The sequence below is a fragment of the Chitinophaga lutea genome (assembly GCF_003813775.1).
GTDB lineage: Bacteria > Bacteroidota > Bacteroidia > Chitinophagales > Chitinophagaceae > Chitinophaga > Chitinophaga lutea.
Genome location: NZ_RPDH01000001.1, coordinates 392,603 through 405,622 on the forward strand (window position 1 = coordinate 392,603; position 13,020 = coordinate 405,622).

General features: G+C 49.2%; 12 protein-coding genes. All 12 read right to left on the reverse strand.

Annotated elements, in window-relative coordinates:
- The 12 genes from EGT74_RS01505 to EGT74_RS01560 all read right to left on the reverse strand — a co-directional run bounded on the left by EGT74_RS01505 (position 1) and on the right by EGT74_RS01560 (position 13,017).
- Positions 1 to 2,187: a peptidase domain-containing ABC transporter gene (locus tag EGT74_RS01505; RefSeq protein ID WP_123844768.1), complete on the reverse strand. Its 2,187-nt coding sequence runs from the start codon at positions 2,185 to 2,187 to the stop codon at positions 1 to 3.
- 30 nt (positions 2,188 to 2,217) lie between these two features.
- Positions 2,218 to 3,087, reverse strand: a complete 870-nt coding sequence (locus tag EGT74_RS01510) for a hypothetical protein (protein WP_123844770.1) — start codon at positions 3,085 to 3,087, stop codon at positions 2,218 to 2,220.
- A 24-nt stretch (positions 3,088 to 3,111) separates the two neighbouring features.
- A complete protein-coding gene (locus EGT74_RS01515; RefSeq protein WP_123844771.1) occupies positions 3,112 to 4,383 on the reverse strand; it encodes a hypothetical protein in 1,272 nt (423 codons plus the stop codon).
- A gap of 16 nt (positions 4,384 to 4,399) precedes the next feature.
- Positions 4,400 to 5,056, reverse strand: coding sequence for a glycosyltransferase family 25 protein (locus EGT74_RS01520; protein ID WP_123844772.1), 657 nt, complete (start codon positions 5,054 to 5,056; stop codon positions 4,400 to 4,402).
- Between the two features lie 3 nt (positions 5,057 to 5,059).
- Entirely contained in the window at positions 5,060 to 5,728 is a 669-nt protein-coding gene (locus EGT74_RS01525; RefSeq protein WP_123844773.1) for a hypothetical protein, read from the reverse strand.
- Positions 5,689 to 6,711, reverse strand: a complete 1,023-nt coding sequence (locus EGT74_RS01530) for an L-asparaginase family protein (RefSeq protein ID WP_123844774.1) — start codon at positions 6,709 to 6,711, stop codon at positions 5,689 to 5,691. Before EGT74_RS01530 ends, EGT74_RS01525 begins: the two co-directional genes overlap by 40 nt.
- A 75-nt stretch (positions 6,712 to 6,786) precedes the next feature.
- Positions 6,787 to 7,956: a PqqD family protein gene (locus EGT74_RS01535; RefSeq protein WP_123844775.1), complete on the reverse strand. Its 1,170-nt coding sequence runs from the start codon at positions 7,954 to 7,956 to the stop codon at positions 6,787 to 6,789.
- A complete protein-coding gene (locus EGT74_RS01540) occupies positions 7,934 to 9,211 on the reverse strand; it encodes a glycosyltransferase family 25 protein (RefSeq protein WP_123844776.1) in 1,278 nt (425 codons plus the stop codon). The genes EGT74_RS01535 and EGT74_RS01540 overlap by 23 nt, the downstream gene beginning before the upstream one ends.
- A gap of 64 nt (positions 9,212 to 9,275) precedes the next feature.
- Positions 9,276 to 10,151, reverse strand: a complete 876-nt coding sequence (locus EGT74_RS01545) for a TlpA family protein disulfide reductase (RefSeq protein WP_158617955.1) — start codon at positions 10,149 to 10,151, stop codon at positions 9,276 to 9,278.
- Positions 10,152 to 10,797: 646 nt separating this feature from the next.
- Positions 10,798 to 11,790 carry a TlpA family protein disulfide reductase gene (locus tag EGT74_RS01550; RefSeq protein WP_158617956.1) on the reverse strand — a complete coding sequence of 331 codons (993 nt, stop codon included), beginning with the start codon at positions 11,788 to 11,790 and terminating at the stop codon, positions 10,798 to 10,800.
- Between the two features lie 475 nt (positions 11,791 to 12,265).
- On the reverse strand, positions 12,266 to 12,538 hold the full coding sequence (locus tag EGT74_RS01555) for a hypothetical protein (RefSeq protein WP_123844779.1): 273 nt from the start codon (positions 12,536 to 12,538) through the stop codon (positions 12,266 to 12,268).
- A gap of 146 nt (positions 12,539 to 12,684) precedes the next feature.
- Complete coding sequence (locus EGT74_RS01560) at positions 12,685 to 13,017, reverse strand: hypothetical protein (RefSeq protein ID WP_123844780.1); 333 nt, start codon at positions 13,015 to 13,017, stop codon at positions 12,685 to 12,687.
- Positions 13,018 to 13,020 lie beyond the last annotated feature (3 nt).

Consider the following 13,020-nt stretch of genomic DNA (forward strand, 5'->3'; position numbering starts at 1 on the left):
TTACATACCCAATTCCAGCTGATTCTTTACCAGTTCATAATACTTCCCCCGGATCCCGGTCAATGAAGCGTGTGTGCCTTCTTCCACGACCTTCCCGTTATCCAGCACCACGATCTTATCGGCGTTCTTCACCGTACTGAGCCTGTGCGCCACTACCACAACGGTTTTTCCATTAAAGAACCGTTCCAGGTTTTCCACAATTATCTTCTCGTTATTCGCATCGAGCGCGTTCGTTGCCTCATCGAAGAATAGAAACTGGGGATTTTTATATACGGCCCGCGCTATCAGCAGGCGCTGCCGCTGTCCCTGGCTTACGCCCACACCTTCCGCACCCAGGAGCGTATCGAGGCCGTTGGGCAGCGACTCGATGAACGAAAGGATATTGGCAATCCTGCAGCTCCTGATCAGTCTGTCGTGATCCATATATTCATCGCTGACGGCGATATTCCGCGCGATCGTATCATTAAAAATATAGCCGTCCTGCAGCACGGCGCCGCATTGCTTCCGCCAGTAAGAGGGACTGATGTACTTAAAATTGTTTTCCCCCACCTTAACGTCCCCCTGGTATTGCTGGTATACTTTCAACAGCAGCTTTATCAACGTAGTTTTACCGCTGCCGCTGGCCCCCACAATCGCCGTCACTTTCCCGGCCGGAATGGACAGGTTTATTTTTTCCAGTACCGGGTCGTTTCCGGCAGACGGGTAGGTAAATGACAGATCCCTGATCTGCACATCATGCTTTTCCGGCAGGTGCTGGAGAAAGGTTTTATCGACGGGCTCCTCATCTTCCATATTGTGCACTTCGTTCAGCCGCTCCAGGCTTATTTTGGCATCCTGCACATTCTGAAACAGCCCTATAAACTGGTGCACCGGACCGCTTAGCTGCCCTATGATATACTGGATAGCCAGCATGGCGCCGAATGTCAGCTGCCCCTGCACCACCAGTTGCGCTACCGTAAAGCTGATCACGATATCTTTCCCCTGGTTGATGAACAACGCCCCGGCGGATTGCCATTGCGCGTAATTGAGATTCCTGTAATTGAGCTTGAATATCTTCGCCTGTATATTTTCCCACTCCCACCTTTTCAGGTGCTCGGAGTTATTCAGCCTGATTTCCTGCATACCCTGGATGAGCTGCAGCGTGGCATTGTTCTCTTTGGCGGAAACATGAAAGGTTTCATAATTGATTTTCCTCCTGATGTGCATAAACAGCCGGATCCACAAAAAATACACGACGCTCCCGACGGAAAAAATCAGGAACAATGGAACGCTGTACATCATCAGGATGACGCCGTAAATCAGGAAATTGAAAATGGAAAAGATGGTCGTTAACGTTTGCCCCGTCAAAAAAGACTGGATCTGTTTGTTGTCGCCGATTCGCTGGATAGTGTCGCCGGTATGATGGGAATCGAAATAAGCCAGCGGCAGCCTAGTCAGCTTAATCCAGAAATCGGACAGAATGGATATATTGACCGTATTGGATACCCGTAACTGCAGGCGGCTTCTGATAAACTCGATGACGGTGGCGCTGAAGGTCAATGTGAGCTGGGCAATGAGCACGATGGTGATATACTGCATATTACGCGTATTGATCCCCGTGTCGACCAGGCTCTGCGTAAGAAAGGGAAGCACCAGCTGCAACAGCAACCCGATCAGCAGGGAAATAAACACCTGCACTAATTGCCCCCGGCTGCTTTTCAGATACCTGGTGATGATGCTCCAGTCGAGCCGGGTCTCTTTTTCGCCCGATTCGTTGTAAAAAGTGGCGGAGGGCTCCAGCAACAGGGCAGTGCCTACTTTTTCTTCACCGGCATTCGTGTTGGACAGCCAATACGTCTGGAACTCTCTTTTGGAATAAGTCATCACCCCCCTGGCGGGATCGGCAATCCTGACCCGCCGGTTGTTCATGGCCACCAATACCACAAAGTGATTCTGGCGCCAGTGGAGTATGGAAGGAGGCGCAACGGTCAGCAGCTTGTCGTAGCTGATCTGTACGCCCCTGGTCCTGAACCCCAGCTTTTCGGCGGTTTCGCTGATCCCCAGCATGGAAACGCCCTGCTTGCTGAAGCCGGCTTTCTGTCGTATGGTATCTGTATTATAGTGCCTGCCATAATGCCTCGCCACCATCCGTAGACAGGTCGGGCCGCAATCCATGGCGTTCAGCTGCTTGTAAAATGGAAAACTCATTCTTTCATCCGGTTTAAATTTCCTAAACACTTACAATAAACACTCCTTTAGCACGTCTTTTTCATTCACCGCCATCCAAATGATGTTCAGCGGGTTCAATTCGGTTAAAAACCGCTTCTTCTGCTGCCGTATATATTTAATCCTCCTGGAATACGCACCATCCTGTATCATCTTCAGCATGGTATCAACCGAGCCTGACATTTCTTTTACATCGACCCTGACGAAAGCCCGTTCATCCACAAACCGCTCCAAATCCAGGCAGCCATCGTAGAAACACAGGGTTTCGGCTACAATCGGATCCACGATCTTTTCTGTAAAATATCCCAGCTCAAAAGAGTTCTCGCTCATGAAATGATAATGGTACTTCCAAAGCCCGTCATATTTCTGCTCCAGCTCTCCCCTGTAATTTCTCAGGCGTTCAAAAAAAACATTCCCATATTGCTTTCCCCATATGTCGAGGCCGCTTTCAATCAGCTGGTCCAGCATATCCACCATCCTCAACCGGTAGAAATGCCCTTCCATGAAGTTCAGGTCGGTCGTAACACAGGAAAGCAGCCTGCTTTTCCGTATCCGCTGCCCGTTGCCCCCATTGGCGGCGGCGCCCGATATGACAGCTGGCCAGAAAGGCAACGGGAGATACATCGCTTCGGTACGGGCACAAAGGTTATGATGCCGGTTTGATGAAGCCGGCGGCTCCGTTAGAAATGCAATGGCCTTCCGGCTGTCGTACGCCCCCATACTTTTGTGCGGCCTGGTCAGTATGATCAGGCGGTCGTAACTGTCATCTGCTACGAACGTTATATTCTTCCACTGCAGCACGCCCCTTCCAAACAATCTCAGGGTATCGAGATAGTTGGCATCGGTTTCCCAAAAACAGGTAACGCGGACTTTTATCATCATATTTCTTTTGTTTTTATTGCCGGGCTATCTGGCAACATCGTGCTGGTCAAATGATCTTCCCACAAATTCGCTGCCGGTCCGCGATGTCGGAAAATCAACGCCATCCCCGAAAAGGTTGTAGCTGTCGTGTATCACGGCGTATCCCTTCACCTGCGGATAAATGACCTGTGCCAGGAAAAGCTGATCGGTCCCTTTCAAACACTTGTACTGGTACTGATCGATCAGTTCCCGTATTCCCTCCATATTCCGGCAGCCCCACATGCCCCCCATGATCAGCGAGGTATGGTGCGGATGGTCCCGCATGATATGAAAAAACTTCTCCGTTTGAAGCCAGCGTTCCACCGCGTCGACCTCTCTTCCCGACAGCCTGGAGTCAGCATCTCTGCAAATCATCACGTCCGCGTCTTCCGCCGCGTAAAACCGCCAGAACAAACCGGCAAATTCATCCGACGGCTCCATCAATATCATTTCGCAATCGGACTGGCCCAGCATCCTGATGGACGGGAGCGGGGAAGTCGCATCCACGTAAAAACGGCAAGTCCATCCGGGGTATAAAACACCGGCCAGTTCGATGTTCTTAAATGCTCCCTCCCAATACATCGGATCGCTTCCCCATAATGAAAATGAAATAACTTTCTTCAGACTGCTTTTGAAAACATTCGCCATATCTTCAGTCACCAGAACATAATCCGGCGATTTCACCAGCTCCCCGATAAGGCTGCTGTCTTTTGTCCACAGCGACGTTCTGTTTATCTTGCAGCCACAATAGTCCACCCGCCTGTAATCCCTGATATTCACATCCGACCAGTGAAAACCATCGTGCTCCGTATCGTGGGCCACAATTACCGGGCAGTCATTATCTATGAAATACTGCAGTATTTCATGCCTGGCCGTGGGAAATCCATCAATAAACACCATGTCGCATTTGCCGAATTCCAGTTTTTTCCAGTCATGCGCTCCCGGAGACTTTATAAATTTCCATTTATGATTGCCCTGGTACAGCTTGCCGAGCTTATCCGCCCATGCATTGTTCACTTCCTCCGGCACATGCTGCCCCTGCTCAACGGTAGTTACAGCCCCGCACTTTCCCAGGAGCAATGAAGTGGACCAATATCCGCCACCGAACTCAATCACGCTTTCAACTCCCGCAATATTAATAACATCATTCAAGGTGGTGATATGCGTGCTGCATTGATAGGAATAATCGTCATATGACTTTATGCCCTCCGCTATCTTTTTCAGGTCGTCAAATGATTGAGCAGACCAATCGGCGGCCCAATCTTCTTTATGTTGCATGTTTAACGTTTTACTATCATACTTTGAGATAACGGTCGTACACATCTTTGTACTTCCGCAGGCGATCCGCCGTTTTGGTGAAATACGATTCTATCAGTTCCCTTTCCCGATTGTTATTTTCGGTTACATCCGAATAGCCAAAATCGGTCTGGACGGACACAAAGGGATACAACATCATTTTATGGCTGGTTATGACGGAAAACATCCCATCGGCGGTGTCTGTGCTTTCAAATACGGCATGCAGTATTTTCGGGAATATCGGTTTGTAGAGAATCAGAAACTGCGTACAGTAAAAGGAATCCATCCAATACCTGTTCGCCGTGAGCGGAACGGCATGATTGAACCCTCCAACTCCTCCATTCAGCAGCTCTGCTCCCTGTTCGTTTGCTTCGATAATATTTTCAAACAGGTATGTTTTGTTGTAAAAAGACGTGAACGTATGGTCATCTTCGCACAACACAATAACATCGTCATCATTCTCAACGGCCATCTTTACTACCCGCAGGATACTGTTCCACAATGCCATACGGCCGTTTTCTCCGGTACATGCCTCCAGTACGCGCAGATCGAACTCCGTTTTCCCCCTGAACTGCGCCATCGTATGTTTATACCTGTCGGTACGTTCTTTCAGATTGATGACATATGTGGGTAAAACAATGTGGTCAAAGTCCATGATTCATTTATTGAGCCTGGTTAATGAATAAAACTTTTTCACTTGCTGAAGTAAATCCAGCTGATCGGCTGGATCTGCATAGAACCGGCCTTGGGCCGGACCGGATGTTCGTTCCGTAACACCCGACACGAATGGATACAGCAACAGTTTGTTTGCTGCGACTGAAGACAACAGGTGTTCCGCCGGTCGCTTGTGGTGTTCCGTGCCAACACGCAAGATCGTATCATAGAATCGCCTGAAAAAGGCCACAAACTGCATTCCCTGGAATTTATCCACCCAAAACAGGTTTTCATCCACCTGAACGGCGGATTCGAACCAATTAACGGCTCCCAGCAAAATATCCGCTCCGTTCTTTTCCGCCGCACGAATGCATGCATCCAGATATCCAGCGGAGTAGTCTACCGAAAAGCGATGAGCGGAACCGCAAATAAAAAAAAGGTCGGTATCGCGCTCTTTGGCTTTTAGCGTCAGTTCCCGAAGTACCGGCCAGTGAAGCGATTCTTTTCCAGGCTCGTGGAAGCTTAGCGAAAATTCTTCCCGTCCATCAAACTCCGCCGCCGCAAACCACCCCGGCCGCCCCTCAAACCCTGCCGCCGACGGAGAGGAAAACAGGGTGACATTCCAGGCATTCGTCACCCGGCGCTCATGAGCGTTTTGAGCTGTTGCTTCCATAGCGCTTCAATCTTTTGTTTACGTATTATGTTATGTACATGCATCTTTTCAGAAATGGCCTTCAGGTCAACCGATCCAAGCTTTTCCTCCAGGTCGGCAAACGAATCGAAATAGGTGATGTGGGGCATCCATTCGTCGTCATACCAGTCGCTATAACGGATCCAGTCCTCAACAATACCGGGCTCCATATACCTGTTAGCATCATGTTCCCCGGTGCTTAGGACTGCCCGCTCACCAACATTCCATACCTGCAGCCAGGAAAGCTCTGAAAGCACCCCAAAATCGGGGAAGTGCCGGTATAGTTCTATGCAAAATTTTCCCGTCGGGAAGAATAGCGGTATGCAGGCCGTGTAGTATTCAAACACAGACATCATAGAAGCGTTGTAAGGGATAACAACAATTCCGGCGTACTTCATCAGGTCTGTCCATTTAAAAGTACCCAGCGACTTTTTATGCACGAGGCTGTAGTTCCGCAAACGGACCGGAGGCATCTTGCTATCCAGCAGAAAGGAAGGATACCCAGGGCTCCATCGTACATTGACGTGACCGCAATAACTTGGCACATGCGCCCACGACAGCCCGGTATGCAGCTCGCAATATCGCTGATCGTACCTGTTATTGGCCACCCGGCCAATAAGCTGCCGCGCGCTTAACGCATGCAGGCCGCTGTTCAGCCACTCCCACCGCCGGCGGCTTACCGAAAAAGGGGCCTCGTACCGGGTGGAGGCCACAACGATTACCGGTTTGTTAAAAGCAGCATAAAGCAGTGCGAAGGAAGGCGTGTGTGTTACAACAAATCCATCATACTCGCTTAATTCATCCCGGTAACGATGATAAAACCTTTCACACATGCTTTCATTCAAATGCCGCCATGTGTATTGGTTGACAACATCCACATCCTCTACCGCCCGCCCATGTACCCAGCTATGGGATGAAATAGACCAATGGTCTACCGTATGCCCCATTTCAGTGAACAGGTCCATGATGTCCTTTATCACCGTTGCATGCAAATCCAGATTAAATAACCGCATATTTGAACAGCGTATTTACAATCCAACTTATTTTTTGAAACTGAGCACCCGCAACTCCCATAAAGACCGCATGAATGCGACACAATCCGCCGCATCGTATTCATCGCCAAGTGCGGCGATCACCTCTTCCACCGTGCTGCTGCCATTGCACTGCGCCAGCAGTCCCATCTCGAAATCGCCGAACGCGGAAAGCACCTTGTTTGTATGGATATTCCTCAGCCAAAATACCTCTTCCGGGGTCGGCGCTTTCCTTTCAATCGCAATGGATGACGATAACCTCGGCTTCAGCGTCAGCACACCGGCGTCATTCATATCCCCGCACTTTGCGCATACCTCCCTGATCGTTTCCACAATAGCTTTAACACAATCTTCCTGGCAGAAAGCCTTTAAGCGTTTGATGTCATCTCTGGAAATAGCCAGCAAATCGTCTAATTCACCCGTATTCATCACGTCAAGGATATAGCCAATCTCCTGCGCCAGCAGCATCGGCGGAATCCGCTCGCCCAACATTCCCCCCGGCCGGCCGGAGAACTGATTTGAGCAAAAAGCAACCAAGTTATCCGCGGTCATCAATCCTCCAAACCCATATCTCCCGATTACAACAACGGGTAGCCCCGCCAATAATCCCTCCACCGCCACCCTTCCGGAACCGATCACAACAACCTGCTCGGCCAACAGCGAATCATAGCTTCCCTTATCCGGCAGGAACACGATGTGGTCATTAGCCGCCTGTTTCAGCTGCGGGATCATTGTGCGGGGAACGACACAATACAGAACAAGGTGCGAAAGGCAATTGAATGTTCTGATAACGGACAGGCTGATATCCCCATCGGGGTCATCTTCCAGGTCGTCCAAAACATACACCACTTTCCGGGCATACGCCTTCCCGGCTGTTCCGGGGCAATCGTCAATTCTTTTCAGTAATGGGTATTCATACCTCGAAATCCATTCCTCCGGTACTCCCCAGACTTCCAGTCTGATGTGCCTGCCCAGCACAATGAAATGCCCCGGCTCCCCGAAACCGATATGTTCCCGCAGACAGCCCCCTTCATAAATAACGCAAATGCAACATCGGGTCTTTTCACCGGCATATATCTTGAAATACCCTTCCCCGGCCACAACTTCATAGCCCATCTGTTCAACACCCGCAATCATACGGGGTATCCAATTCGTTTTATGACAGTCGATCATTTCCATTTACAGTGCTATGCCGTTCATATCGTTTCCTGATATCAGCCAATCGCTTTTCCGTATCCGGCTCCGAAGCAGAAACGAAGGGGCAAACCATCATCTTATTGCTGCTGAAGCCGGACAAAACGCCTTCTTCCGCAGATATCTCACCATCCGGCATCATCATCAATTTCGAAATCCCGCTCCTGAAAAAAACAATAAAATTCGGTTCCCTGACTGCTCCTACCCAAAACCTGGTTGCGGAAATAGGCACAGACAGCCCGAAATCATTTGCGCCGCCAAAAAGGACGTCCGCGCCAAGGGCATGCGCGTCAAGGATATTCTTCATCAGGTAGCGGAATGAATAGGCTGGCGTAAACCGGTGCAGCCCGTCGCAAATGATGACAACGTCTTCATCGTTCGCCACGGCATCCGCCAAAATGTGCTTCAGCACGGGTAAAGATTGCCAATGACTCTTCCCCGTACTCACGCCGGTTTCCGCAACTACCGGTAAAAAACAGGGCTTGTCTGAAAAATGCGCCTGAATATATTTTTCAATGTTATCGCAGCCGTTGTTCACCACATACGTCGTAATACAGCAGCCGTCGTCCACATGCTCCCCCTGCCTGTTATCCCCGCTATGCCCGGCATAAAATCGCTGTACCTCGCTTACGGCCAGCATGTTCTGCATGCTTTTGCCAAACAGTTCCGTCACCCTGCCCAACACGGCGTTCCTTGACGTAACATCGGAATAGCCGAATTCCTTTTGTGTAGAGATAAATGGATGAATCACATACTTACTGATAGCCAGGGAGCTAATTTTATGGTCCGCCACATCTGTATCACTGAAATCTGCAGTCAAAATCGCGGCATAGAATTTTTTAAAGATGATGACAAACTGCAGCCCGGTGAACTTCTCCATCCAGTAAATATGTCTATCCACCTGCACGGCACTGTTCAACCAGCTCACGCCTCCGCTCAATACATCGGCATTATTTGCCATTGCGATTGTTATGCTATCGAAAAGCAAATCCTTGTTGTAATCCGAGGTAAACTGGTGATCATCCTCGCATATCAATACGAATTCTTCCCGCACCGCATATTCATTCAGGATATATTGTATGGTTTGCCAAAGCCCCTTTGCCCCTACTGCGTGCTCAAAGGCATCGACTATCGTACAATCAAATTCCGGCGCCTGGCCGAACTCATGCTGTATATGAGCCCTGCGGTCGGTCCGCCGCTTCAGACTAATGACAAAAGTTTTAATCCTGTTTGTGTTCATAGCCGGCATACATTATACCTCGTTATACATCCGGCCGCCCGGGTCGGCAGCTTTTCCCATTTTTCTATTTTGTGAACTTTTTCCTCAAATAGGGAACATCCGGGTTATACTTAACCAGGTTCAGATCCTTATCTACCAGCAGCTTCAACGGAATACCGTTAATCTGCAACAGTTTGGCGATGGGTGATTCCCAGCCTTTCAGATCGGCAACATTCGTCCAGGGATACCTTTCCCGAGCAATTACGTTTTTCCATTTACCTGCATCTACATCGAGGGAAACGCCTATAACGCGTACAACGGACGTATCCATTGCGCCGTACAGTTCAAGCAATCCCCTGTTCTCCATAATACAGGGGCCGCACCAGGATGCCCAAAAATCGATCAGTATATATGGATTCCTGACTTCCCCGATTCTAAAAGCATTCCCGTTCACAGACTTAAATTCGTACTCAAGCAAACGTGCGATCTTCGGTTTTTCCAAGGTGTTTTCCGCCCGGTTTAAATTCCGGAACACCTGCTCTCCAAGCGGAGTTTTCCGAACCGATTCCGGGTATGTGTTGAAAAGCGCCTGAAGCCGGCCGTGTTCAAGTCTGCTGTCCTGGGTGAGATAAAGCAAATGCCGGAAGTTGTGCATATCCTTCGCGTTTCTCTCCAGGTATTTAATCCTGCAGCGATTCAGGTCAAATCCGTACTCATGGTATACCGAATCAACATTGACGCCGGCCCCGGTTTCCTTCAGCCGTTTCAGTTCCTGCAGCCGTTCGGAGAAATAGGCGCCGATCGACTCCATCGACATAAACCGGTAGTTGGTGTCGACTTTCAGTTTATCATACCTGTCCGCTCCGCCTGCCGTTGCGGGAGAACCTTGCTTCTTTGTCTGGGCACTGTGATCTTGGCCTGTAGCAGCTAGAAGCAGGAGCAAAAGGAACAGCCCTCTCATATTGACATTTTTTTTATAAATGATCGGATAGCAGCAAGGAATAAAAGGCTGCCGCCAGGCCCACATGTGATGCAACCTTTTTGGCAGCCTTCTATATCAAAAATCAATTCATAATACATCCACTGCTACAATCTCCCCACCAGCCATAAGCGCTTTCGCAGCCGGAGTAGATTTGCCCGCAGACGGCGTCGGCACTACCGGTCGGATTTGAACGATAGTAACAAACCTGCGACCATTCCCCGCAAGCTTTGCCATACCCCGTACAATGGACACACAGGCCGGTACCGCTGCTTCCGTCACCACCCAGTACACTTTGCAGTTGGGCCCTGGTAAGCACTTCGCTGGCGCCTAATTCCAAAGCTTTAAGTTTTAACTTTTTCATTCCTGATTTTTTTGTTGGTGAATACAATTTGATTTTCTGGCTTGCCAGGCAAGTTTTCGCCGTCTGCATTGCATTGTACACTGCAACAGCGTTCCGGCGGTTCCGGGCTCTGATACCGTAGTACTCCGGTATCAGCAGGCATCCCGTTCTTTTCCCGCTGCTGCCTAAACAGCAAGAAAATATCCTATCTAAGCACCCTGCCGTCAGTCAGGGTTGAGTATGCAGTACCGGGTATATACAGCTGGAAATCTACATGCAAAGTTCTCATCGTTTGATCAGATCATCCAGAACGGGCGTAAGGTTGCTGTCACCAGGCCCCATCGCATCGTCCGAAAAAACATTCCCTGCTTTATCCACTATCATATACCTCGGAATCGAAGCGATTTTAAACTTCTTTGCAAGAAGAGAAACAAAATCACCTTCTCCCCAGTAGGAGAATGTTCGGATTTGCTGGTTTTCCGCGGCCGATTTCCATTTGTCAAAATCTTCGTCGAGCGAGATATAAATAAAATCAACGGGTTTGCCGGCGTACTTTCTCTTCAGCTTCAAGGATGCCGGCATTGCGGCGAGGCAGGGCACACACCAGCTCGCCCAAAAGTCGATATATAACACCCGGTTGCGATGCTGTTTCAGGAAGTCGTTCCAGGAACGGAAAGACGAATCCGGCGAAAATAACTTTTGCCCGGAAAGGTTTCCTGCCAGTTCCCGTTTAAAGCGCATTTTTATCTGCCTGCCGATCTGCTCCCTGAAGTCTTCGTCATCAATTTCCCTGCGTAGATTTTCCGCCTCCGTCTGGCTCACCTGCCTGTTGGCAATCAGTAATTCCAGGATATCCGACTGCATATAGCTACGAACCTTCCCCGTAAAGTGCAGCTTTGCGCTGTCGTATATCTGGCGTAGCTGCCCGGCGTTCAGGCCGGAGTAAAATAAAAACGGTCTCGTTGCGTTTATCTCCTTTTCCGCAGATGTTCTGGCTACCTGTACGAGTGCATCGGTAAAAAAAGCATGATCCAGGCAGGTATCGCAATTGAATGTTTTCCGGTAGCCGCTCAGGGAATCACGATAAAACGACCTGATTTTGTTCCTATCATACCCGGGATAAAACAAATAGAGCTTTTCATAGATACCGGCGTAATAAAACGCCTTGCCTGCATAATCCACAAAACCGGCCGACACCTTGTGTTTTGCCTGATATGCATGCAGGTAACCGAGCCTCTCCTGGTGCTTTTTATTAATCAGGCTATCTCTTTCCTTCAAATCAACTTTTTCATTGCGGATATAGGTTTTATTGCCAAGGTGCCTCACTGCACCGATATCCCGGGACAGCCGGCTAAAAAAAGCCAGTTCATTATTCCTGACGGGATCGGCGGTTTTCATTTCTATTGTTCCGGTTCTGTCTTTTGCGACAACTATACTATCTCCAGGCCGGAGGTAATACCCCGTCTGGTTTTCGTCCGGCTGCATAATGTAAACAGGAATGCGGGACTTTATACGGAAGGGAACATCCTTTGCTAAAAAGCTGGGGTGGCTGCTTATCCCGTCTTTATAATAAAAACCGAAAGCGGCATCCAGTTTGGAAACCAGCGTAATAACCGAATCTGCCGTTATCGGCGCCGCCTTTCCAATATTATTTTCCGCGCAGCAAAAAAAACTCCCCCCGGCAACCATAACAAAAAACAATCTCGACATAAACATCTTTTAAGCGGCCAGGTATTCCTGGCCGCTGTATTGACTATAAGCAACCTGTAGACAGGTAGGCACAGTTCGGATGTGCTGAATTCCATGAAGATTGGCAGGAATCGCAACACCAGTTATCCCAGCCGCCGTTCTCCTGAAAATCCTGCGCCATTGTTTTCGACAGGCCACATTGCCAGCCGTCCCAGCCTGAGCTGTGGGCACAGCAGGTCCCGGTGCTGCCATCGCCGCCCAATACATTCTTCAATTGTGCGCTCGTTAATACTTCAGTTGCGCCCAGTTCAAGCGCCTGCAATTTTAATTTTTTCATTTTTCGTCAATTGTTGGATTAAAAAACCTCCTTCTTCAACATCCACTGCCGAAGAAGGTCATACTGCCATTACTCGAGTTCAAGCAGTATAAATTTTCAACAACAAAACTAAAGTCACCTGTTGCACTATACGTGCATCGGCTGCGCTATATGCCCGGGCAAAGCTGGAAGACATTGACCTCTGAAAAGCAGGCTGTTTCCACGTTTCCGATCAGGGCTACCTGTTCCCTGGAAAGTACCTGATCACTTGTCACAAACAGCTGCTTCACCATTCCTCCGTCTTCGTCATAATAATATGTACCCCGTGCCCTATCGAATTTTATCGGAAACCCCAGTTCTTTCATCTCATATAAAACGGACGCCATGGCCCTCTTGCAGAGCCCGTTCTTGTCTGCAAAGCTTTTCAGGTCGCCGGTGGCCTTTCTCTTTATCATGAAGTCGACATACTTCAAACGGTTAATATGTTTCAGGAGCGCCATAAT